At 68.8% G+C, this 20,950-nt stretch carries 24 protein-coding genes; 18 read left to right on the forward strand and 6 right to left on the reverse strand.

Going from position 1 to position 20,950, the window contains the following annotated elements:
* Nucleotides 1–19: 19 nt before the first annotated feature.
* Nucleotides 20–679 (reverse strand): TetR/AcrR family transcriptional regulator, encoded by a 660-nt coding sequence (locus ACZYY4_RS13565; protein ID WP_463810508.1) that lies wholly within the window; start codon nt 677–679, stop codon nt 20–22.
* A 78-nt stretch (nt 680–757) separates the two neighbouring features.
* On the opposite strand from ACZYY4_RS13565, the gene ACZYY4_RS13570 reads away from it, so the two are divergent.
* From ACZYY4_RS13570 to ACZYY4_RS13580, 3 genes are read left to right on the forward strand one after another with little or no spacing between them, the layout of a single operon-like run.
* A complete protein-coding gene (locus ACZYY4_RS13570; protein ID WP_463810509.1) occupies nt 758–1,492 on the forward strand; it encodes a DUF1989 domain-containing protein in 735 nt (244 codons plus the stop codon).
* A complete protein-coding gene (locus ACZYY4_RS13575; protein WP_463810510.1) occupies nt 1,486–2,091 on the forward strand; it encodes an urea amidolyase associated protein UAAP2 in 606 nt (201 codons plus the stop codon). The genes ACZYY4_RS13570 and ACZYY4_RS13575 overlap by 7 nt, the downstream gene beginning before the upstream one ends.
* Nucleotides 2,088–4,073, forward strand: a complete 1,986-nt coding sequence (locus tag ACZYY4_RS13580; RefSeq protein ID WP_463810511.1) for a 5-oxoprolinase/urea amidolyase family protein — start codon at nt 2,088–2,090, stop codon at nt 4,071–4,073. Before ACZYY4_RS13575 ends, ACZYY4_RS13580 begins: the two co-directional genes overlap by 4 nt.
* Here ACZYY4_RS13580 and ACZYY4_RS13585 read toward each other — a convergent pair.
* Both ACZYY4_RS13585 and purU read right to left on the reverse strand, forming a co-directional pair.
* Nucleotides 4,070–4,624: a DUF4334 domain-containing protein gene (locus ACZYY4_RS13585; RefSeq protein ID WP_463810512.1), complete on the reverse strand. Its 555-nt coding sequence runs from the start codon at nt 4,622–4,624 to the stop codon at nt 4,070–4,072. The two genes, ACZYY4_RS13580 and ACZYY4_RS13585, sit on opposite strands and share 4 nt — an antisense overlap.
* Nucleotides 4,625–4,667: 43 nt before the next feature.
* The gene (gene purU, locus ACZYY4_RS13590) at nt 4,668–5,558 is read right to left on the reverse strand and encodes a formyltetrahydrofolate deformylase (RefSeq protein ID WP_463810513.1); all 891 of its coding nucleotides are present in this window, start codon (nt 5,556–5,558) and stop codon (nt 4,668–4,670) included.
* 181 nt (nt 5,559–5,739) lie between these two features.
* Between purU and sepIVA the strand changes: the two genes are divergently transcribed.
* Genes sepIVA through mutM form a run of 4 tightly spaced genes read left to right on the forward strand, consistent with a single transcriptional unit; the run spans nt 5,740 to nt 8,660 of the window.
* Nucleotides 5,740–6,477, forward strand: a complete 738-nt coding sequence (sepIVA, locus tag ACZYY4_RS13595; protein WP_463810514.1) for a cell division protein SepIVA — start codon at nt 5,740–5,742, stop codon at nt 6,475–6,477.
* 39 nt (nt 6,478–6,516) lie between these two features.
* Nucleotides 6,517–7,122, forward strand: a complete 606-nt coding sequence (locus ACZYY4_RS13600) for a YceD family protein (protein WP_463810515.1) — start codon at nt 6,517–6,519, stop codon at nt 7,120–7,122.
* Nucleotides 7,119–7,820, forward strand: coding sequence for a ribonuclease III (gene rnc / locus ACZYY4_RS13605; RefSeq protein WP_463810516.1), 702 nt, complete (start codon nt 7,119–7,121; stop codon nt 7,818–7,820). Before ACZYY4_RS13600 ends, rnc begins: the two co-directional genes overlap by 4 nt.
* A 3-nt stretch (nt 7,821–7,823) precedes the next feature.
* Nucleotides 7,824–8,660 (forward strand): bifunctional DNA-formamidopyrimidine glycosylase/DNA-(apurinic or apyrimidinic site) lyase, encoded by an 837-nt coding sequence (mutM, locus tag ACZYY4_RS13610; RefSeq protein WP_463810517.1) that lies wholly within the window; start codon nt 7,824–7,826, stop codon nt 8,658–8,660.
* Between the two features lie 5 nt (nt 8,661–8,665).
* On the opposite strand, the gene ACZYY4_RS13615 is transcribed toward mutM, so the two are convergent.
* Genes ACZYY4_RS13615 through ACZYY4_RS13625 form a run of 3 tightly spaced genes read right to left on the reverse strand, consistent with a single transcriptional unit; the run spans nt 8,666 to nt 11,210 of the window.
* Entirely contained in the window at nt 8,666–9,445 is a 780-nt protein-coding gene (locus tag ACZYY4_RS13615; RefSeq protein ID WP_463810518.1) for a PIG-L deacetylase family protein, read from the reverse strand.
* A 20-nt stretch (nt 9,446–9,465) separates the two neighbouring features.
* The gene (locus ACZYY4_RS13620) at nt 9,466–10,095 is read right to left on the reverse strand and encodes a DJ-1/PfpI family protein (RefSeq protein ID WP_463810519.1); all 630 of its coding nucleotides are present in this window, start codon (nt 10,093–10,095) and stop codon (nt 9,466–9,468) included.
* 11 nt (nt 10,096–10,106) lie between these two features.
* A complete protein-coding gene (locus ACZYY4_RS13625; protein WP_463810520.1) occupies nt 10,107–11,210 on the reverse strand; it encodes a helix-turn-helix transcriptional regulator in 1,104 nt (367 codons plus the stop codon).
* 286 nt (nt 11,211–11,496) lie between these two features.
* On the opposite strand from ACZYY4_RS13625, the gene ACZYY4_RS13630 reads away from it, so the two are divergent.
* From ACZYY4_RS13630 to ACZYY4_RS13680, 11 genes are all read left to right on the forward strand, one after another.
* On the forward strand, nt 11,497–11,883 hold the full coding sequence (locus ACZYY4_RS13630; RefSeq protein ID WP_463810521.1) for a nuclear transport factor 2 family protein: 387 nt from the start codon (nt 11,497–11,499) through the stop codon (nt 11,881–11,883).
* A 48-nt stretch (nt 11,884–11,931) separates the two neighbouring features.
* Nucleotides 11,932–12,348 carry an OsmC family protein gene (locus ACZYY4_RS13635; RefSeq protein ID WP_463810522.1) on the forward strand — a complete coding sequence of 139 codons (417 nt, stop codon included), beginning with the start codon at nt 11,932–11,934 and terminating at the stop codon, nt 12,346–12,348.
* Nucleotides 12,332–12,616, forward strand: a complete 285-nt coding sequence (locus ACZYY4_RS13640) for an acylphosphatase (protein WP_463810523.1) — start codon at nt 12,332–12,334, stop codon at nt 12,614–12,616. The genes ACZYY4_RS13635 and ACZYY4_RS13640 overlap by 17 nt, the downstream gene beginning before the upstream one ends.
* 19 nt (nt 12,617–12,635) lie before the next feature.
* Nucleotides 12,636–16,226, forward strand: a complete 3,591-nt coding sequence (gene smc / locus ACZYY4_RS13645) for a chromosome segregation protein SMC (RefSeq protein WP_463810524.1) — start codon at nt 12,636–12,638, stop codon at nt 16,224–16,226.
* Between the two features lie 34 nt (nt 16,227–16,260).
* Nucleotides 16,261–17,520 (forward strand): signal recognition particle-docking protein FtsY, encoded by a 1,260-nt coding sequence (gene ftsY, locus ACZYY4_RS13650; protein WP_463810525.1) that lies wholly within the window; start codon nt 16,261–16,263, stop codon nt 17,518–17,520.
* A 63-nt stretch (nt 17,521–17,583) separates the two neighbouring features.
* The gene (locus ACZYY4_RS13655) at nt 17,584–18,555 is read left to right on the forward strand and encodes a glycoside hydrolase family 6 protein (RefSeq protein ID WP_463810526.1); all 972 of its coding nucleotides are present in this window, start codon (nt 17,584–17,586) and stop codon (nt 18,553–18,555) included.
* A gap of 62 nt (nt 18,556–18,617) precedes the next feature.
* Entirely contained in the window at nt 18,618–18,797 is a 180-nt protein-coding gene (locus ACZYY4_RS13660) for a hypothetical protein (protein WP_463810527.1), read from the forward strand.
* Between the two features lie 52 nt (nt 18,798–18,849).
* Nucleotides 18,850–19,218, forward strand: a complete 369-nt coding sequence (locus ACZYY4_RS13665) for a SpoIIAA family protein (protein ID WP_463810528.1) — start codon at nt 18,850–18,852, stop codon at nt 19,216–19,218.
* Nucleotides 19,219–19,275: 57 nt separating this feature from the next.
* Nucleotides 19,276–19,995, forward strand: a complete 720-nt coding sequence (locus tag ACZYY4_RS13670) for an NUDIX hydrolase (protein WP_463810529.1) — start codon at nt 19,276–19,278, stop codon at nt 19,993–19,995.
* A 36-nt stretch (nt 19,996–20,031) separates the two neighbouring features.
* The gene (locus ACZYY4_RS13675) at nt 20,032–20,424 is read left to right on the forward strand and encodes a DUF4267 domain-containing protein (protein WP_463810530.1); all 393 of its coding nucleotides are present in this window, start codon (nt 20,032–20,034) and stop codon (nt 20,422–20,424) included.
* 42 nt (nt 20,425–20,466) lie between these two features.
* On the forward strand, nt 20,467–20,934 hold the full coding sequence (locus ACZYY4_RS13680; protein WP_463810531.1) for an SRPBCC family protein: 468 nt from the start codon (nt 20,467–20,469) through the stop codon (nt 20,932–20,934).
* The last annotated feature ends 16 nt before the right edge of the window (nt 20,935–20,950 follow it).

Raw genomic sequence — 20,950 nt, forward strand, 5'->3', positions numbered from 1 at the left:
TGTGTGGATGGCCGACGGTCTACTCCGGTGCCAACCCCAAGCGCTCCGCAGCCCCCTTCCGCATCCGGGCAAAACCCTTGCCGCAACCCAGCACCCGTAGCGCGGCTTCGGCAATGCTCCACGGATACTCCGGCGGGCAGGTGCCGTCATCCAAGCGGCGGTTGATCACCGACTCCGCCAACCGGAACGGCAGATCCTCGGCGGCTTCGGGCCCGTCGTGCTCGGTGATCACCGCGCGCGCCAGCTCGCGGTAGTGATCGCGTAGCTCACCCCGGCGCCGCCGGAACGCGGCGAAACGCTCGACGCGAAGCTCCGGAAGCAGATACAGGCTGCCCAGATTCCAGCTGCCACCGCATAGTTGGGCGGTGTCGGCGACGACGAGTGTGTGCAGCCGCGGGGCCGGCGCCCCGGCTTCGGCCAGCAACTCGACGGCCAACTGCAGCGAGGTGTCAACGGTGTCGGCCAGCAGTGCGTCGAGGATGTCCTCCTTGGCGGCGAAGTGGTGATACAGCGAGGCCTGCCGGATCCCGACTCCCTCGGCGATGCGCCGGGTCGAGGTGGCCGAATAGCCGATGGTGGTGAACAACTCCGCTGCGGCATCGAGGATTTCGTCGCGTGCGCTGTTCCCGGGCCGGCGGGAGGCCACCAGCCTGGGACGTCCGCGTCGGTCGCTCTGCACGCACTACTGCCTATCACGCCGCAGCCGCCCCCGCATCTAAAACCTGTCAAGCGATAGAAAATATGCTACCGTCGGGTCATGGACACCGACTCGACCAGCGGGGCCCGTTCACACGCCCGCGCCCAGGCGCAGCACGCCGAAACACGGATACCGGCGACCCCCGATGACGTCGACCCGTCGCGGCTGATCTGGGCCGAGTCGATCCCACCGACCGGCTACGTCAGCAAGGTGCTGGGCCGCGGCAGCCGGATCCGGCTGATCGACGCCGACGGGGGTGCGTGCGCTCACCTGCTGCTGTATCGGGCCGAGGCGCCGTGGGAGCGGCTCAACATCGCCGACACCATGAAGGTGCCCTGGCAGGCTTACCTGAGCGCCGGCCATCCGCTGCTGTCCGATCAGGGCCGGGTGCTGGCCACCGTCGTCGCCGACTCGTCGGGCCACCACGACCTGCTGTGCGGACCCGACGCCACCGGCCGGCGGTTGCTGCTGCTGGGTGCGGTCAAGCAGGGCATGGACATCCGGGACGTGGCGCCCTCGGCGGCGCTGTTCCGGGGTGTTCGCGTCGATCCCGCCAGTGGCGCCCTGGAATTCACCGGGTCGGCGGGACCCGGCGCGGCGGTCGATTTGCTGCTCCATCTTCCGGTGGTGTTGGTGCTGGCCAACACCGCGCACCCGCTGGACCCCGACCCTCCCGGCGGCGCGCTCGACGTGCTCGGCTGGAGAGCCCTCGAGCAGCTGGCCACTCCGATCAGCGAGGACCCGGAGTACCTGCGCGCATGGGCGAACACCGAAGCGGTGGTGCGGGCATGGTGACCATCAGTGATGAGGTGGTGCCGGCCCGCGCACCCTGGTCGAAGGTGGTACGCGCCGGGGAGCAGCTGCAGATCATCGACCTGCACGGCAACCAGGCGGTGGACTGCCTGCTCTATGACGCCGGTGACCACACCCGTCGCTACAGCGCCCAGGCCACCGTCGCGGCCCAGCGCAACATCTTCTTGGGCACCGGCTCGGCGCTGCGCACCGCCGACGGCACCGCGCTGATGACCGTCGTCGCCGACGACGTCGGCAATCACGACACCATCGCCGGAGCCTGCTCGCAGGAGTCCAACACGCTGCGCTACGGCCATCACACCGTCCACCAGCACGCCTGCGTGGAGAACTTCCTGGCCGAGGGCGCCAGGCACGGCCTGGGCAAGCGCGACATCGTCTCCAACATCAACTGGTTCATGAACGTCCCGGTCGAAGCCGACGGCACCCTGGGCATCGTCGACGGGATATCGGCCCCGGGCAAGAGCCTGACCCTGCGGGCCGAGATCGACACCTTGGTGCTGGTCTCGAACTGCCCGCAGATCAACAACCCCTGCAACGGCTTCGACCCGACACCGGTGCGCATGGTGATCACCCGACCATGATCGGCATCGAGGTGGTGCAACCGGGCATGCTCACCACCGTGCAGGACTGGCCCGGGCGGGTCGGCTACTGGCATGTCGGAGTGCCGCCGTCCGGGCCGATGGACGACCTGTCGTTTCGCCTCGGTAACCAGGTGCTGGGAAACTACGAGGGCGCCGCCGGCCTGGAATGCACCAAAACAGGCCCGGCCCTGAGGGTTTCGGATCCTTGCTGGATATGCGTCACCGGGGCGGCGGTGCCGGTAACCGTGGATGGTGACGCGGTGCCGCAGTGGCAGTCGGTGCGGGTGCCCGGCGGTGGACTACTGGAGATCGACGCCGTCCCCGGCCCGGGATTACGGTGCTATCTGCTGGTGGAGGGCGGACTGTGCGAGCCGGAATTCCTCGGCAGTGCCGCGACATTCACCCAGGGCGGGCTCGGCGGCCACCGGGGGCGGGCTCTGCGCGGCGAAGATCAGCTCAGCGCGGCCGGCCGGGACGGTGCGCCGCCGGCGCTTGCCCGCGCACCCGGAGAGAGCCAGCCCAGTATCGGCTCGCACTGGGAATTGGCGGTGACCGAGGGGCCGCACGCCGCGCCGGAGTTCCTCACCCGCGCCGACATGACCACACTGACGAACACCGACTACACCGTGCATTTCAACTCCGATCGCACCGGAGTGCGGCTGGCCGGGCCGAAGCCGCACTGGGCCCGCCGAGACGGAGGGGACGCGGGCCTGCATCCGTCCAACATCCACGACACCGCGTACTGCGTTGGCGCACTGGATTTCACCGGCGACACCCCGATCCTGCTGGGGCCCGACGGGCCCAGCCTCGGCGGGTTCGTCTGCCCGGTGACGGTGGTGCGCGGCGACCGGTGGAAGCTCGGTCAACTCACCCCCGGTGACACTGTGCGGTTGGTGCCGGTGCGCGCCGATCACGCCCCGCCGCCGGCCTCGTTGGGTGCGCGGCGGCGGGCGGCATCACCGGTGGTGTTCTCCCGCTCCGGGGACGGCGACGACGGGGTGCTGCAGCGCTACACCGGCCGCGACGGTACCGCCGTCACCATGCGGCGCGCCAGCGATGGTGGCGTGCTGCTCGAATACGGCCCGACGACACTGGATTTGGCGTTGCGGGCGCGGGTGCAGGTGCTCTACGAACAACTCCGGGAGCGTGGCCTGCCCGGTCTGGCCGAACTGACGCCCGGTGTGCGGTCACTGCAGATCCAGTTCGACACCGACCAGTCCTCGTGCGCCCAGGTGGTCGAACAGCTGGCGGTCATCGACGACGCGCTGCCGCCGTGCGACGAGCTCGTCGTACCGAGCCGGTCGGTGCGCCTGCCGCTGAGCTGGGACGATCCCGGCACCCATGAAGCCATCCGTCGCTATGAGTACGGCGTGCGGTCCGACGCACCGTGGTGCCCGTCGAACATCGAATTCATCCGACGTATCAACGGACTCGATGACATCGCGCAAGTCCACGACATCGTCTTCGGCGCCCAGTATCTGGTGCTGGGTCTCGGAGACATCTATCTCGGGGCTCCGGTGGCCACGCCAGTGGACCCCAGACACCGGCTGGTCACGACGAAGTACAACCCGGCCCGCACCTGGACCCCGGAGAACGCCGTCGGGATCGGCGGAGCGTACCTGTGCATCTACGGTATCGAGGGACCCGGCGGCTACCAGTTCGTCGGCCGCACCACCCAGGTGTGGAACCACCGCCATGCCACGGCAGGCCTGTTCGATCCCGAAACACCGTGGCTGCTGCGCTACTTCGACCGCATCAGCTTCTATCCGGTCGGCGCGGACGAACTGTTGGAGCTGCGCGCCGACACCGCGGCCGGACGCGGCCGGGTGGCCATCACCGACGGCGAGTTCTCGCTGGCCGGTTACCACCGGTTCCTGGAAGACAACGCCGAGACCATCGCCGGATTCCGTCAACAGCAAACCGCTGCGTTCGCCGCCGAGCGCAGCGCCTGGCACCAGGCCGGCGAAATCGCCCGCTGTTAGGCCAATTCCAACGAGTCGTCGCGGCACAGCACGAAGAAGTACGGCCGGCGCGAGCCCCGCAGGTCCATCGCGCCGATCACCGCTTCGTCGGAGAGCCGGCGGAACACATCGTTGACCGGAGCCTGGTCGTAGACCATCGTCGCGCTGTCGGTTCCGCGGTAGCGCGTGGTGCGCAGCCGGGCCTTGGGCGAACGGGTCCGCAGCAGCGGCTGCAGCGTGCTGATCGGCCCGGCGAATGAGCGGTTCTTCAGCGCCGGCAGCTTGGTCGCGAGTCCGAGGACACTGAACGCCAGCGCCGGGTTGAACGCCCACAGCGCGGAGCCGTCTCGGGTGGGGAACAACAGCGGATGGACAGTCTCGGCATCGATGAACTGCTTGCCCCACCAGCCGCTGGCGGCCAACAGTCCGTCCAGCGGGTGGCCGGTCGGCAGCTCGGCGCCATGCCAGGTACCGAGCATGAAGTCGGGGTCGACTGCCTCCGCGGCGTCGAAGATCTCAAAGGCCTCGGTGGTCGTCGTCGGGACGCTCGAGAACAAGTCCTGCACCAGCATGCGATTCACCGTACTTGACAGATGTCAACGGAGGGAGCCCCGGTTAGAGCACCACCGTTTCGTTGTCCACCCGGATCACCCGATCCTGGCAGTGCCACTGCACCGCCCGCGACAACACAGCCCGTTCCACGTCGGCGCCCAACCGCACCAGATCGACCACGCTGTGGGTGTGGTCGACGCGCACCACGTCCTGCTCGATGATCGGCCCCTCGTCGAGCACCTCGGTGACGTAATGCGCGGTGGCGCCGATCAGCTTCACGCCGCGTTCCCGCGCCCGCTGATAGGGCGCCGCTCCGATGAACGCCGGCAGGAAGGAGTGGTGGATGTTGATCAGCGGGCAGGCAAGCGCATCGATGAACTCGCCGGTGATGATCTGCATGTAGCGCGCCAGCACCACCAGATCGACGTTGCCGCACAGCAATTGCAACTGACGCTGTTCGGCCTCGGCGCGGGTGTCACGGGTGGCGGGGATGTGAAAGAACGGCACCCCGAACGGGCGCACCTGCTCGGCCAGCTCCGGGTGATTGGAGATCACCATCACCACGGTCATCTCCAGCTCGCCACGACGGTTGCGCCACAGCAGATCCAGCAGGCAGTGGTCGGCCTTGGAGGCCATGATCGCCACCCGCTTGGGCTTGGTGGCCTCGGCGAACCGGTAGTCCATCGCGAACCGTTCGGCCAGCGTCGCGCCGAACCGCTGTTGGAGCCCGTCGATGGCAGCGGGCAGCCCGGGCAGGTGAAAGATCGCCCGCTGCACGAACGTCCCGCCCTCGGGGGCGGTCGAGTGCTGATCCAGCGAGATGATGTTGGCGCCGGCGTCGGCCAGAAAGGCGCTGACCGAGGCGATGATGCCGTGACTGTCGGGGCAGCGCAGCAGCAACCGGCCGATGTCGGCCGATTGGCCGCCGGACTCCTTCGCATCGCCCTGAGACATCGACCCCGACCTCCCGGGCCCCCCGGAATGCATAGCCATGGCCGCCCTTCGCCGATCCGAATACCAACGGGTCAGGCTACCGGTGAAGTGGACCAAAATCCGACACACCGGGCAGCTAACGCAGTCACACGCGTAACACAGGGCACACTAGCAACAACAACGATGCCTGGAGGGTGCTGCCGTGTACCGAGTGTTCGAAGCCCTTGACGAACTGGGCTCCATTGTCGAAGAAGCGCGCGGTGTGCCGATGACGGCCGGCTGCGTGGTGCCCCGCGGTGACGTGCTGGAATTGATCGACGACATTCGGGATGCGATCCCCGGTGAACTCGACGACGCCCAGGATGTGCTCGACGCCCGCGACTCGGTGCTCAATGAGGCCAAGGAGCACGCGGACTCCATGGTCAGCTCCGCCACCTCCGAATCCGACTCGCTGGTCAGCCACGCCCGGGCCGAGGCCGACCGGCTGCTGGCCGACGCCAAGGGCCAGGCCGACCGGATGGTTGCCGAGGCGCGCGGGCACAGCGAGCGGATGCTCGGCGAAGCCCGCGAGGAGGCCGCGCGGGTGACCGCGACCGCCAAGCGCGAGTTCGAGACCTCCACCAGCCGTGCTCAGGCCGAATGCGACCGGCTCGTCGAGAACGGCAACGCCGCCTACGAGAAGGCGGTGCAGGAGGGCATCAAGGAACAGCAGCGCCTGGTGTCGCAGAACGAGGTGGTGACCTCGGCGCGGGCCGAAGCCACCCGGCTGATCGACTCGGCGCACGCCGAGGCCGACCGGATGCGCGGCGAATGCGACATTTACGTCGACGCCAAGCTGGCCGAATTCGAGGATTTCCTCAACGGCACGCTGCGCTCGATCAACCGCGGTCGTCACCAACTGCGTACCGCCGCGGGCACCCACGACTACGCGACTCGCTGACCCGCGAACGCGGCACCGTCCGCTGCGTAGAATCGCGGCATGGCGAGGCACCCGAACGCACGCAGGAAGGCGACGCAGACTTCGCCATTCGTGGTCGATGTCGCCCGGCTGGGCCGGCGCCCCGGCTCGATGATCTCGCTTCAGGAGCAGCGATCCAGTCCGGCTCCCATCGGGCTGGACCTGGTGGCGATTGCGCCGCGCACCGCGGTCGATCTGGATCTGCGGCTGGAGTCGGTCTCCGAGGGTGTGTTGGTGACCGGTGTGGTCTCGGCGCCCACCGCGGGGGAATGCGTGCGGTGCCTGCAACCGCTGACCGGCGACGTCGAGGTCGAGCTCACTGAGCTGTTCGCCTACCCGGACAGCGCCACCGACGCGACCACCGACGACGACGATCTCGGCCGTGTCATCGACGACGCCGTGGACCTCGAGCAGGCGATCGTCGACGCGGTCGGGCTGGCGCTGCCACTGTCTCCGCTGTGTGAGCCCGACTGCCCGGGACTCTGCCCGGACTGCGGGGTGGCGCTGGCCGGTGCCGAACCGGGCCACCAGCACGACAAGATCGATCCGCGCTGGGCCAAGCTCGCCGGGATGGCGGGGCCTCCCGGGCCTCAGGGAACCAAGTCGAGCGACGACGGTGACCGGTGAGCCGACCCCGGCAAGCCGTGCTCGACGCACTCGGGGTCGACATGGCCGACGACCTGCTCACCCTGGCCGTCACTCATCGCAGCTACGCCTACGAGAACGGCGGGCTGCCCACCAATGAGCGCCTCGAGTTCCTCGGCGACGCAGTGCTCGGGCTGACCATCACCGACGAACTGTTCCACCGGCACCCGGACCGGCCCGAAGGCGACCTGGCCAAACTGCGCTCCAGCGTGGTCAACACCGTCGCGCTGGCCGACGTGGCCCGCGGGCTGACCGCGGACGGCCTGGGCGCGCACCTGCTGCTCGGCCGCGGGGAGGTCACCACCGGCGGAGCCGACAAATCCAGCATTCTCGCCGACGGCATGGAGTCGCTACTGGGTGCGGTGTACCTGCAACACGGCATCGACACCGCGCGCGAGGTGATCCTGCGGCTGTTCGGACCGCTGCTCGACACCGCAGCCACCCTGGGGGCGGGGCTGGACTGGAAGACCAGCCTGCAGGAACTGACCGCCGCCCGCGGGCTCGGCGTGCCGAGCTACCACGTCAGCTCGACCGGGCCGGACCACGACCGGGAGTTCACCGCGACCGTCGTCGTGTCGGACACCGAATACGGGTCCGGTGTCGGCCGGTCCAAGAAGGAAGCCGAACAGAAGGCGGCGGCGGCGGCCTGGACGGCGCTCGACGCCGCCGCCTCCGGGTAAGCCATGCCGGAGCTCCCCGAGGTCGAGGTGGTCCGCCGCGGCCTGAACACCCACCTGGTGAGCCGCACCATCACCGGAGTGCGGGTCCATCACCCTCGTGCGGTGCGCCGGCACGAGGCCGGGCCCGCCGATCTGACGGGCCGGCTGCTCGAGGCCCGGATCACCGGCACCGGCCGGCGCGGCAAGTATCTGTGGCTGCTGTTGAGTACGGACGAGGCGCTGGTGGTGCACCTGGGGATGAGTGGGCAGATGCTGCTGGGGGAGTTGCCCGACACCAAACACCTGCGGATCGCCGCGGTGCTCGATGATGGCACGAAGGTCAGCTTCGTCGACCAGCGGACGTTCGGCGGCTGGCAGCTCACCGACCTGATCGAGGTGGACGGCAGCGTGGTCCCGGTGCCGGTGGCGCATCTGGCCCGCGACCCGCTGGACCCGCGCTTCGACGCCGAATCGGTGGTGAACGTGCTGCGGCGCAAGCACTCCGAGATCAAACGCCAACTCCTCGACCAGACGGTGGTGTCCGGGATCGGCAACATCTACGCCGACGAAGCATTGTGGCGTGCCGGGATTCGCGGCACCCGGATGGCCGACACGCTGTCCCGGCCGCGGTTACGCGCGCTGCTGGAGGCTGCCGGGGCGGTGATGCGTGACGCGCTGGCCGCCGGCGGAACCTCGTTCGATTCGCTCTACGTCAACGTCAACGGAGAGTCCGGCTACTTCAGCCGGTCACTGGACGCCTACGGCCGTGAAGACGAGCCGTGCCGGCGCTGCGGCACCGCCATCCGCCGGGCGAAGTTCATGAACCGCTCGTCGTATTACTGTCCGAAGTGCCAGCGCTGACAGGGTTACTCGAAGATATCGCGGTGTACCCGACCCGGCGGCAACGTCGGGTCCACGAACCACTCCCGGCCGAATAGCAGCCCGGCCACCTGCGGTGGAAGGCGCAACAACACCGCGAACAGGCGTGCCGCCGCCGCATTGTTGGCGATCTGCGAACGGTGCGCGGCGAAAGCGTCGCGCTTCTGCCGCGCGAACCGAAACACGTTGATCCGGTGGGTGATCGTCGAACCAGGTGCGTACGCGGTGCGTACTACATCGTGCGGGTACGGCGCCGGAAGACGCAGCAGCCCAGCGGTATTGGCGACCCGTACCAGTAACTCCCGGGGCATCGTGGCCTCCAGCACACGCGGTGTCGCGGCGAGTTCGGCGGCCCGCTTGCCGACATGATGGACCTGCACGTGGTCACGATGGCCGTAGCCGCCGTTGGACTGGTAGCTCAACAGCAGGTCCGCGCCCTCATCGCGCAGGATGGCGGCCAGCCGCTGCGCCGCCTCCTCGGTGTCGGCGCGGGCGAATCTGACCCGGCCCGGCGGGTCGGGATAGAACTCCGCCCCGAAGCCGCTGTCGGCATAGCCGAGGCATTCCACCCGATGCACACCGAGAATCCCCGCGCTCGAACGCAATTCGCCGAGCCGTGCGTCACCGTCGTCGTCGTTGCTCACGCGTCCGTCGGTCGCCACCACCACGACCACTCGATGCCCGTCGGCTGCCGCGCGTGCCAGGGTTCCCCCGGTCAGCACCGCCTCGTCGTCCGGATGGGCATGGAATGCGACGACGGTGGCCATGGCAGGTCAGTATGCCGGTGTCAGCGCCGCAGCTGCGCGGCGTGGCTGCGGACGGCCTCACCGGCCTTGGCCAGCGACCCGCAATCAAACGGCGGCTGCGGGTCGTACTCGATCATCAGCTGCACGGCCCGGGCCGCCTCGGCGTCCACCAGCAGTTCGACGAGCCGCAGCGCCATGTCGATGCCACTGGAGACCCCCGCGGAGGTGACGATCCGCTGCGGCAGGTGCTCGACCACCCGCTGTTCCACGTAGCGAGCCCCCAGGTGCTCCAACATGTCGACGGCCCCCCAGTGCGTGGTCGCGGTCAACCCGTCCAACAGGCCCGCCGCGGCCAGCAGCAGCGAGCCGGTGCATACCGAGGTGGTCAAGCGGGTCTGGGTGTGGGCGCCGCGCAACCAGTCGAGCAGCTCTGCGTCGTCGAGCAACGTCCGTGTCCCGATACCGCCGGGGACCACGACGACCTCCGGGTGGGTCACCTCGTCGAGCCGCGCGTCACAGAGCAGCCCGAGCATCCCGTTGTCGCTGCGCACCTCACCGCGCCGCTGCCCGACGAAAACCACCTCGATGTCGGGGATCCGCTGCAGCACCTCGTACGGTCCGATCGCATCCAGTGCGGTGAATCGGGGAAACAGCGGAACTGCAACCTGCACCGGGTGCCCCTTCACCGCTGCAACGGGTCGAGTGTGAGCAGCAGGCGAACGAGTTCGGCTTGGCGATGTACGCCGGTTTTGTCGAAAACATGCTGGAGGTGGGTCTTCACCGTGGTCAGTGACACTGACAACTCCTCTGCGATCGGAGTCAAACCTGCTCCCCGCATCACGAGCAGAGCAACCTGCGCTTCGCCTTTCGTCAGATCATACAGGTGCCGCAGGAGCGTAGCGGGAGGTTCGGGCTGTCGCTCGGGGTCGACAATGATGACCATCGCCCGCCCGTTCTGCGGCGCCGCAACCGAATTCGGTTCTAGCGGCAGCACATGAAGCACGTAAGGGCGGCGCCCGGAGGGCCGCGCGCAGAGGAATGACCCGCCCCAGATGTCGGGGCCGTTCAGGTCGGATGCCCGGGCGATGCTGCTCTCCAACCGCGCGTCGGCGCATCGAGCCTCGGCCTTGAGGTGGCCATTGTCGATCTGCAAACCGTCATCTGAGCGGAGAATTTGCTCGGCGGCACCGTTGATGTACACCGACCGGCGTCTTTCGAGGATGACAATTCCGTGGCTCACCGCCTCACTGGCCTGCGTGAGGTCAGCGCAGCGGTGATCGAGTTCGTCGAGACGGCCTTGCATACGCAGCGCCTGCTGCAGATGGGGGCGGAGACGGTCGATCAGTGCGATGCGCTCGGGACTGTCGAACCGATCCGATTGCCTCACGTCCGCGACGGCAAGACTGGTCACCGCCGGCCCGGCGGTGAGACGCATGAATAACCCGTCGTGCAGCCCATTCGGGCGTGCCCAATCGATCTGAAATTCGCAATGTTGGTAGGGCCACATCAGCTCGGCACCGGTCCGCACCGTCCCCACCGGGCCCGTTTCGACTGCGCAGAGCACGTGATCCAGTTGTTGATAGTGCGCTGCGTAAGCCTGCGCCGCTGCCGGAGGCATCTGAGCGTGCATGAGGGTGCGCGAGCCGCTCTCCGAGAACACCAGCGAAGCGGTATGCGCGTCGAAGGCGTGGGCGATCGCGGCCATGGTGGTATTCCATTGCTCCGGAGCCAGAACGGCGGAGTAAATACCAGAGATCAATTGTGAGAATTCATCGACCGCGCTCATCGTCGACCCTGAATTCGCAGATAGGCCTGCACATCCCACACATCCGCATCTCCCGGTTGCGAAGCGCTGGGAAGACCGCTGTCTTCTTGACAGCAAAAGCGTACTCGGACTTCATCCGAACGGATGAGGTAATCGGTTGCTCGAAATGCTTGCCTTGGGATGCGCTCGCAGGTGGTTTCCGAATCTGAACCACCGCTGTTCCAAGGAGGCGACTGTCGTGTCGCAATTGGTCATCAAGCCCGGGATGTAACGGGCACAACAGAACACCGACGAAGGGAATCGAAAAATGTCTGAACAGAATATCGAGCTGGTCCGGAGCGGTTACCAAGCGTTCGCCGACGGCGATACCGACACCCTGATGGCACTCTTCGACGACGACATCGAATGGGTGCAACCCGGTGACAGCGCGGTCAGCGGAATCCATCGGGGCAAGAAGGAACTCGGTGAGTTCCTGGTGGCGCTGACTGCGAAGTCGCCGAGCATCGCTCCGCAGCGTTTCCTGGCCGACGGCGACACCGTCGTGGTCCTCAGCGAGGGCAGCTTCGGCGGTGAACGGGCCCACAGCGCCGAGGTTTACACCGTCCGCAATGGCAAAACGGTGCGGGTCCAGGTGTACGGCGACACGGCCATGATGGAACGCCAATACGGCAAAAAGCGCGTCGCGGCGTCTTGATCGGCCGCCGGCGTGGTGAAGCGCCGGGTTCGCGGTAAAAATGTCCCCATGACGAAATTGTGGGTGGAACGAACCGGAACCCGGCGCTACACCGGGCACAGTTCCCGGGGCGCGCAGGTGCTGGTCGGCAGCGAAGACGTCGACGGCGTTTTCACCCCCGGAGAACTGCTGAAGATCGCGCTGGCCGCCTGCAGTGGGATGTCCAGCGATGCCCCGCTGGCCCGCCGGCTCGGCGACGACTATCCGGCCACCATCGAGGTCTCCGGTGCCGCCGACCGTGAGCAGGAACGCTATCCGCTGTTGGAAGAGACCCTGGAGTTGGACCTGTCGGCCCTGGACGAAGCCGAGAAGCAGCGGTTGCTGACCGTTGTGCGCCGCGCCGTCGACCAGGTCTGCACGGTCGGGCGCACGCTCAAGTCCGGCACCGAGGTGCGCTTCGAGATCACCGATGGTGACCGGGCCTGACGTTCGGCTCACCGCCTGGGTGCATGGGCACGTCCAGGGCGTGGGCTTTCGGTGGTGGACCCGGTCGCGGGCTCTGGAGTTGGGGCTGACGGGGTACGCCGCCAACCGCCCCGGCGGCCGGGTGCAAATCGTCGCCCGGGGGACCCGCCCGGACTGTCAACGACTGCTGGACCTGCTGCAGGGCGGCTCCACGCCGGGCCGGGTGGACACCGTCGTCACCGATTGGGCGCCCGCCGGGGAGCCGATCGACGGATTCAGCGAACGTTAGACCGGTAGTCTCACACCCCGTGCACCTCAAGAGTCTGACGCTGAAGGGCTTCAAGTCCTTCGCCTCGCCGACGACTCTGCGCTTCGAGCCCGGCATCACGTGCGTGGTCGGACCCAACGGCTCCGGGAAATCCAACGTCGTCGACGCGCTGGCCTGGGTGATGGGCGAGCAGGGCGCCAAGACGTTGCGTGGCGGCAAGATGGAGGACGTCATCTTCGCCGGCACGTCCTCGCGCGCCCCGTTGGGCCGCGCCGAGGTCACCGTCACCATCGACAACTCCGACAACGCCCTGCCGATCGAGTACGCCGAGGTGTCGATCACCCGGCGGATGTTCCGTGACGGGGCAAGCGAATACGAGATCAACGGTGCCAGCTGCCGGTTGATGGACGTCCAGGAGCTGCTGAGCGACTCCGGCATCGGCCGTGAGATGCACGTCATCGTCGGCCAGGGCCGGCTGTCGCAGATCCTGGAGTCGCGGCCCGAAGACCGCCGGGCGTTCATCGAAGAGGCCGCCGGTGTGCTCAAGCACCGCAAACGCAAGGAAAAGGCGGTCCGCAAACTCGACGCGATGTCGGCCAACCTGGCCCGGTTGACCGACCTGACCACCGAACTGCGCCGCCAGCTCAAACCGCTCGGCCGGCAGGCCGAAGTCGCGCGCCGCGCCGCCACCATCCAGGCCGACCTGCGGGACGCCCGGCTGCGGCTGACTGCCGACGACCTGGTCAACCGGCAGACGGAGTTCGCCGGAACCACCGATGCCGAGGCGACGCTGCGCCGTGAACACGACCTGATCACCGAGCGGCTCACGGTGGCCGCCGACGAGCTGACCACCCACGAGTCCGCGGTCGCCACCTTGACACAACGCGCCGAAGCCGCACAGCAGACCTGGTTTTCGCTGTCGGCGCTGGCCGAGCGGGTGAGCGCCACGGTGCGCATCGCCAGCGAACGCGCCCACCACCTCGACGAGGAGCCGATCACCTCCGGCGGCGTCGACCCCGACGCGTTGGAGGCCGAGGCCGAGCAGGTGGCCGCCGCCGAGCAGCAGCTGCTGGCCGCACTGACCGAGGCCGGCACCCGGCTTGAGGCCGCCCGCGCCGAGTTGGCCGAACGCGACCGCCGCAGCGCTGAGGCGGAGAAGGCGCACCTGGCCGCGGTGCGTGCCGAAGCGGACCGCCGCGAGGGACTGGCCCGGCTGACCGGCCAGGTGGAGACGATTCGGGCGCGTGTCGAGTCGATCGACGCCCACGTGGCGCAGCTGTCGGCTCGCATCGAGGAAGCGGCCGCGCGCACCCAGGCCGCACGGGCGGAGTTCGAAACGGTGCAGGGCCGGGTGGGCGAGCTCGATCAGGGCGAGGTCGGTCTCGACGAGCAGCACGAGCGGACGGTGGCGACCTTGCGGCTGGCCGACGAGCGAGTCGCCGAGCTGCAGGCCGCCGAGCGCGGCGCCGAACGCCAGGTGGCCTCCTTGCGTGCCCGCATCGACGCCCTGTCGATGGGGCTGGAACGTCGCGATGGCGCCGCTTGGCTGGCCGAGAACCACAGTGACTCTGGGCTTTTCGGGTCGATTGCCAAGCTGGTCAAGGTGCGCTCGGGGTACGAGGCGGCGCTGGCCGCGGTGCTCGGGTCGGCCGCCGACGCGCTGGCCGCGGAGACCGCCGGTGCGGCCCGCGCGGCGCTCAACGCGCTGAAGAGCGCCGACGGCGGGCGGGCCGCGATCGTGCTGGGGGACTGGCCGCTGCAGATGCCCTTGCAACAGACCGCCCTGCCCGACGGGGCGCAGTGGGCGCTGGACCTGATCGACGCCCCCGATCGGTTGCGGGGCGCGATGACGGCCATGCTGTCCGCGGTGGTGGTGGTCGGCGACCTCCCCGCGGCGCTGGACTTGGTGGCTGCCCACCCGGGAGTGCGTGCGGTGACGGTCGAGGGCGACCTGGTCGGCGCCGGCTGGGTCAGTGGCGGCTCGGACCGCAAGCCATCCACCCTGGAGATCAACAGCGAGATCGACAAGGCCCGCGCCGAGCTGGCCGGCGCCGAAACACAGGTCGGACAACTCAGTGCGGCCCTGTCCGGCGCGCTGACCGAGCAGACCGCCCGTCAGAACGCCACCGAGCAGGCGCTGGCCGCACTCAACGAATCCGATGCCGCTATCGCCGCGATCCACGAGCAGCTGGGCCGGCTCGGGCAGGAGGCCCGCGCCGCCGACACCGAGTGGCGCCGCCGGCTGCGTGAACGCGAAGAGTTGGAGACCGGCCGGGCGCAGACCGTCACCGAACTCGGCGCTCTGGAGACCCGGCTGCGCAACGCGGAACAGGATTCGCCGTCCGCCACCGTGCAACCGGTGGACCGGCAGCAGATCGCGGCCGCCGCCGAGGCGGCGCGCAGTGTCGAGGTGGAGGCACGGCTGGCGGTGCGCACCGCCGAAGAACGTGCCAATGCCGTTCGGGGCAAGGCGGATTCCCTGCGCCGGGCGGCCGCGGCCGAACGCGAGTCGCGGGTGCGTGCCGAGCAGGCTCGCGCCGCCCGGGCGCTCGCCGCGACCACGGCGGCCGCGGTGGCCGACGCCGGGAGTGCGTTGGCCCGGCGCCTGCAACAGGTGGTGGCGGCGGCATCACGGATCCGGGACGGGCTGACCGGCGAACGCCAGCAGCAGGCCGCCGCGATGGTCGCCGTCCGCGACGAGGTGAACTCGCTGAGCACCCGCATCACCGCGCTCACCGAGTCGCTGCACCGCGACGAAGTCGCCAAGGCCCAGGCCGCCCTGCGCATCGAGCAACTCGAGCAGACCGTGCTCGAACAGTTCGGCATGAGCTCAGCGGACCTGATCGCCGAATACGGTCCGGATGTTCCGCTGCCGCCGACCGAGTTGGAGCTCGCCGAATTCGAGCAGGCCCGCGAACGCGGCGAGCAGGTGACCGCGCCCGCCCCGATGCCTTTCGACCGGCCCACCCAGGAACGCCGGGCCAAGCGCGCCGAACGCGAGCTGGGCGAACTGGGCCGGGTCAACCCGCTCGCACTCGAGGAGTTCGCGGCGCTCGAAGAACGCTACAACTTCTTGTCCACCCAACTCGAGGACGTCAAGGCGGCCCGCAAGGACCTGCTCGACGTGGTGTCCGACGTCGACGCCCGCATTCTGCAGGTGTTCACCGACGCTTACGTCGACGTGGAGCGCGAATTCACCGAGGTGTTCGCTGCGCTGTTCCCCGGTGGGGAGGGCCGGCTGCTGCTGACCGATCCCGGCGACATGCTGACCACCGGCGTCGACGTCGAGGCTCGCCCGCCCGGCAAGAAGGTCAAGCGGCTGTCGCTGCTGTCCGGCGGGGAGAAGTCGCTGACCGCCATCGCGATGCTGGTGGCGATCTTCCGGGCCCGCCCGTCGCCGTTCTACATCATGGACGAGGTCGAGGCTGCGCTCGACGACACCAACCTGCGCCGTCTGCTGGCCTTGTTCGAGATGCTGCGGGCCCGCTCGCAGCTGATCGTCATCACTCACCAGAAGCCGACGATGGAGATCGCTGACGCGCTGTACGGGGTGACCATGCAGGGCGACGGGATCACCGCGGTGATCTCCCAGCGCATCCGCGGCGAGGAACTGGTCTCGAACCGGTCGTGAACCCGCCCTGGCAGCTGCTGCCACAATGGCGGGCGTGTCGTCTCAAAGTCTGTGGATCATCGTCGGCGTCGTCGCCGCCCTAGTCGTCATCACCGCACTGATCCTGGGTCTGGTGCGCCAGCGCCGTCGGCGCATCAGCCTGTCCGCGCCGCAGCGCGAGCCCCTGGACCGCTCGGGTGGGTACGCTGCTTCCTCAGATATCACGTTCAGCCGGACGGAGCCGGCACAGGAGCCCCCGGCCCCGGTCATCGGAGACGACGCGACCGTTCCGCGAGACGCGCCCAGACGCAGCATCACCGACGTTGATCTACCCGAAGCGCCCCTCGAGGCGCCGCCCGAGCCCCAAGCACCGCCGGCGACCGGCGAAAGCATCGAGCCGGTGGACGGCCGGATGCAGCGCCTGCGCGGCCGGTTGGCCAAGTCGCAGAACGCGTTGGGGCGCAGCGTGCTCGGGTTGCTCGGCGGGGGAGACCTCGATGAGGACTCCTGGCAGGACGTCGAGGACACCTTGCTGGTGGCCGATCTGGGCCCCACCGTCACCGAATCGGTGGTCGCCCAGCTGCGTGAACGGCTGGCAGGTGGGCAGGTGCGCACCGAATCCGACGCCCGCGCGGTGCTGCGCGACGTACTGATCGGCGAGTTGCAGCCCGGCCTGGACCGCGCCATCCGCGCGTTGCCGCACGACGAGCATCCATCGGTGCTGCTGGTGGTAGGGGTCAACGGCACCGGCAAGACCACCACCGTCGGCAAGCTGGCCCGGGTGCTGGTGGCAGACGGCCGGCGGGTGGTGCTGGGCGCGGCCGACACGTTCCGGGCCGCGGCCGCCGACCAACTGCAGGCCTGGGCGGCGCGGGTGGGCGCCGAGGTGGTGCGCGGCGCCGAGGGAGCCGACCCGGCCTCGGTCGCATTCGACGCCGTCGACAAGGGCGTTGCGGCCGGCGCCGACGTGGTGGTCATCGACACCGCCGGCCGGCTGCACACCAAGACGGGCTTGATGGACGAACTCGGCAAGGTCAAGCGCATCGTGAGCCGCCGGGCATCCGTCGATGAGGTGCTGCTGGTGCTGGACGCCACCATCGGGCAGAACGGACTGGCGCAGGCCAGGGTGTTCGCTGACGTCGTCGACATCACCGGGGTGGTGCTGACCAAACTGGACGGGACCGCCAAAGGCGGCATCGTTTTCCGGGTGCAGCAGGAGCTGGGGGTGCCGGTCAAGCTGGTGGGCCTGGGCGAGGGGCCAGACGATCTGGCGCCCTTCGAGCCGGCGGCCTTCGTCGACGCGCTGCTGGGCTGACGGGTCCGGGCCGATCGTGACCTGGCTGTTACCTCGGGTCGGCGGCTACGGTAATTTTTCCCTGTGCCCTCCACACTGTTTGGCGCGGTCGCGCGCTGCCTTGCCCCCCTGCTGACCGTCGCTGCCCTGGCCGGCGCGGGCCCCGCCCTGGCCGACGGGGACAACCCGCTGGCCGGTATGCCCTTCTACGTCGATCCCATCTCGAAGGCGATGCATGCATCGAACGGCCAGCCGGACAGTGCCGAGCTGGCCCGGGTCGCCAACACGCCGCAGGCGTACTGGCTCGACCAGGCGTTCGGGGTCGGTTCGGTCGGCGCAACGGTGGCCCGCCACACCGGCGCGGCGGCGGCGGCCGGTGCCATGCCGGTACTGGTGCTCTACGCCATCCCGCACCGTGATTGCGGAAGCTATGCGGCCGGTGGGTTCTCCTCCGGCGCGTCCTACCGGGCCTGGATCGACGGCGTCGCCGACGGGATCGGCGGCTCGCCGGCCGCGATCGTGCTGGAACCCGATGCGCTGGCGATGGCAGATTGTCTCTCCGGTGACCAGCGCCAGGAACGCTTCGACCTGATCAGCTACGCCGTCGACACGTTGGGTCGCAACCCGGGCACCGCCGTCTACGTCGACGCAGGGCACTCGCGCTGGGTCAAAGCCGGCGAAATGGCCAACCGGCTCAACCAGGCCGGGGTGGCACGCGCGCGGGGCTTCGCCCTCAACTCCACGAACTACTTCAGCACCGAAGAGGAAATCGGTTACGGCGAAGAGATTTCGGGGATGACGGGCGGCGCGCACTACGTGATCGACACGTCCCGCAACGGTGCCGGCCCCGCTGAGGGCGACCCGTTCGGGTGGTGCAACCCCAGCGGGCGGGCGCTGGGCACGCCGCCGACCACCAACACCGCCGGGGGCCACGCCGACGCCTACCTGTGGGTCAAGCGGGTCGGGGAGTCCGACGGCAGTTGCGGTTCCGGTGAACCCGCCGCGGGGCACTTCGTCAGTGACTACGCCATCAATCTGGCACGTAACGCGGGCTGATCGGGCCGACCCAGCTGGCCTCCCGGTCACCGTCATGCCACCGCGCGAACACGTCGGGGTGTGTGCAGGTCACCGACGAGCTCGGCTGGGACACCATGGCCGACGAGGTAGAAGAATCCGGTGGTGTGGGTCTCGTGCTGGCCGAACATCGGAACCTGCTCACCGATGTCGAGGCCGGCGATTGGATGACCTTCTCCGGCCGGCTCCGCGAACACCAGTCACACGGCAACGACTTCGGATAGTCGACGGACCCGCGGACTACAGTGACGGCATCGGCTGGAAGGGAGCATCCCCATGATCGAGCTACTGGCGGACATGCCCGAGGGAGTGACCGGAATTCGGGTGTCGGGGCGGCTTCGCGGCGACGAACTGCGTGAGATCAAGCCCTCGCTGCACGAGCTTCTGCAGGGCGGCGATATTCGGATCGTCGAGGTCATCGACTCCGACTACGAGGGCTTCGGGCCCGGCGGGCTGACCGAGGACATCAAGCTCGGTCTGGGAGCCGTGCTGCCGCATCACGCCGCGTTCAATCGGATCGCGGTGGTGTCCGACAAGGACTGGGTCGCCCACGTTCTGCATGCGCTCGAGTGGATGATTCCCGGCGAACTGGCGGTGTTCGGCCTCGATGACGTCGAACGCGCCAAGGAATGGGCTGCCGGCTGACCGACGGATGGGCTCGGCATCGAGATCGTTCCCGCCCACGCCGCCTAAGGTCAAGCGGTGACGATCAGCTATGACGAGGCGCTGCGGGAGCGGATCCGGGCACGTCTGGAAGCGCATGACCGCCGCGCCGTGACCGATCCGTCGAAGCGGCACGCGGCCGTCGCGGTAGTGATCGTGGACTCCGAGATCGGCGAAGACCGGGTCGACCCCGCGCCGGTGGACGACTGGATCGGCGGGCGGCCCATGCCGGACGCCGGACTCGACGGCCGCATGGTCGACGTATCCGGAGGTGCTGCTTTCCTGCTGTGCCGCAGAGCATCTCGTCTCACCTCGCACGCCGCGCAGTGGGCGCTGCCCGGTGGCCGGCTGGATCCCGGTGAAACCGCGGTCGATGCTGCGCTGCGGGAGTTGGACGAGGAGGTCGGTATCAGGCTGCCCGCCTCAGCCGTGCTGGGTCTGCTCGACGACTACCCGACCCGCTCCGGATACGTCATCAGCCCGGTGGTGGTCTGGGGCGGTGGGCGGCTCGATCCGCGGCCCGCGCCCGACGAGGTGGTGGCGGCCTACCGGGTGGGGCTGCACCAGTTGCAACGCGACGACTCCCCGCGCTTCATCTCGATCCCGGAGAGCTCGCGTCCGGTTGTGCAGATCCCGTTGGGCAACGACCTCATCCACGCGCCGACCGGGGCGGTGCTGCTGCAATTGCGGTGGCTGTGCCTGGAGGGTCGAGGAGACCCTGTCGATGAGCTGGAGCAACCGGTGTTCGCCTGGAAATAACTCCGGGCACCGATGCCTCGCTTTAGGCTGCGATCCATGGTGAAGGACCGCGCCGCGCTTGTCGCCGGCAGCATCCGGCTGGCCTCGGGAGTCTCGTTCCTGGTCGATCCCCTGCGAGCGAACCGGATCTGGGGTGAGCCGGACGATCCGGGCCCTTCGGCCCGGCTGCTGCTCCGGTCGATGGGCTACCGCGACGCCCTGATCGGGGGCCTGTTGCTGTACGCAGCCGTGCGTGGCCGAGATACCCGCGGCTGGTTTCTGGCATCCGGTGGCGCGGACGCGGCCGATCTGCTGGGCGGGATGAGCGTGCACGCCGACCTCAAGCGCGGCCAGCAGATCATCGGCCTCGGTGGAGCGATCGTCGGTATCGGCGTTGGGCTCTGGGGTGCCACGCGGCACGCCGGTCAGGGTGCCCAGCGTCGCGGGTAGCCTCGACATCGCCCGCGCTGCGGGCGCCGGGACGGAGGGAACATGACTGTTGTCGTCGTCGATGCGGGACCCGGGCGGGTCTGCCGGTCGGTCGAGGTGGCAGCGCCGGCGGCCGAGCTGTTCACCATCGCCGCCGACCCGCGCCGTCACCAGGAACTGGACGGGTCGGGCACGGTTCGCGACAACGCCCACGCGCCGGCGGAAGTCGCTGTCGGGTCGAAGTTTTCGACAAACATGAAGATGTACGGCGTCCCCTACCGGATCACCAGCCGGGTGACCGCGCTCAAGCCGAACGAATTGGTTGAGTGGCGCCATCCGGAGGGGCACCGCTGGCGCTGGGAATTCGAGGCCCTCGCACCGGCCCTGACCCGGGTCACCGAGACGTTCGACTATCACGACGCCGGTGCGCTCAGGCGGACGTTCTATGAGCTGACAGGATCGATCAAGGCCAACAAGAAGGGCATCGAGGCGACCCTGGCCAAGTTGCGTGACCGCTACGCGGCAACGTAGGCGGGCACTCGACTGC

This window comes from Mycobacterium sp. IDUB_21 (assembly GCF_055419425.1).

Excerpts from the sequence above, each read along its gene's own strand:
- ACZYY4_RS13580 (WP_463810511.1), top strand. The coding sequence starts at position 2,088 with ATGATCGGCATCGAGGTGGTGCAACCGGGCATGCTCACCACCGTGCAG.
- ACZYY4_RS13585 (WP_463810512.1), bottom strand. The coding sequence starts at position 4,624 with ATGCTGGTGCAGGACTTGTTCTCGAGCGTCCCGACGACGACCACCGAG.
- ACZYY4_RS13575 (WP_463810510.1), top strand. The coding sequence starts at position 1,486 with ATGGTGACCATCAGTGATGAGGTGGTGCCGGCCCGCGCACCCTGGTCG.
- ACZYY4_RS13675 (WP_463810530.1), top strand. The coding sequence starts at position 20,032 with ATGGTGAAGGACCGCGCCGCGCTTGTCGCCGGCAGCATCCGGCTGGCC.
- ACZYY4_RS13615 (WP_463810518.1), bottom strand. The coding sequence starts at position 9,445 with ATGGCCACCGTCGTCGCATTCCATGCCCATCCGGACGACGAGGCGGTG.
- ACZYY4_RS13640 (WP_463810523.1), top strand. The coding sequence starts at position 12,332 with ATGGTGACCGGGCCTGACGTTCGGCTCACCGCCTGGGTGCATGGGCAC.
- mutM (WP_463810517.1), top strand. The coding sequence starts at position 7,824 with ATGCCGGAGCTCCCCGAGGTCGAGGTGGTCCGCCGCGGCCTGAACACC.
- purU (WP_463810513.1), bottom strand. The coding sequence starts at position 5,558 with ATGTCTCAGGGCGATGCGAAGGAGTCCGGCGGCCAATCGGCCGACATC.
- ACZYY4_RS13570 (WP_463810509.1), top strand. The coding sequence starts at position 758 with ATGGACACCGACTCGACCAGCGGGGCCCGTTCACACGCCCGCGCCCAG.
- ACZYY4_RS13630 (WP_463810521.1), top strand. The coding sequence starts at position 11,497 with ATGTCTGAACAGAATATCGAGCTGGTCCGGAGCGGTTACCAAGCGTTC.
- ACZYY4_RS13625 (WP_463810520.1), bottom strand. The coding sequence starts at position 11,210 with ATGAGCGCGGTCGATGAATTCTCACAATTGATCTCTGGTATTTACTCC.
- ACZYY4_RS13680 (WP_463810531.1), top strand. The coding sequence starts at position 20,467 with ATGACTGTTGTCGTCGTCGATGCGGGACCCGGGCGGGTCTGCCGGTCG.
- ACZYY4_RS13665 (WP_463810528.1), top strand. The coding sequence starts at position 18,850 with ATGATCGAGCTACTGGCGGACATGCCCGAGGGAGTGACCGGAATTCGG.
- ACZYY4_RS13635 (WP_463810522.1), top strand. The coding sequence starts at position 11,932 with ATGACGAAATTGTGGGTGGAACGAACCGGAACCCGGCGCTACACCGGG.
- ACZYY4_RS13600 (WP_463810515.1), top strand. The coding sequence starts at position 6,517 with ATGGCGAGGCACCCGAACGCACGCAGGAAGGCGACGCAGACTTCGCCA.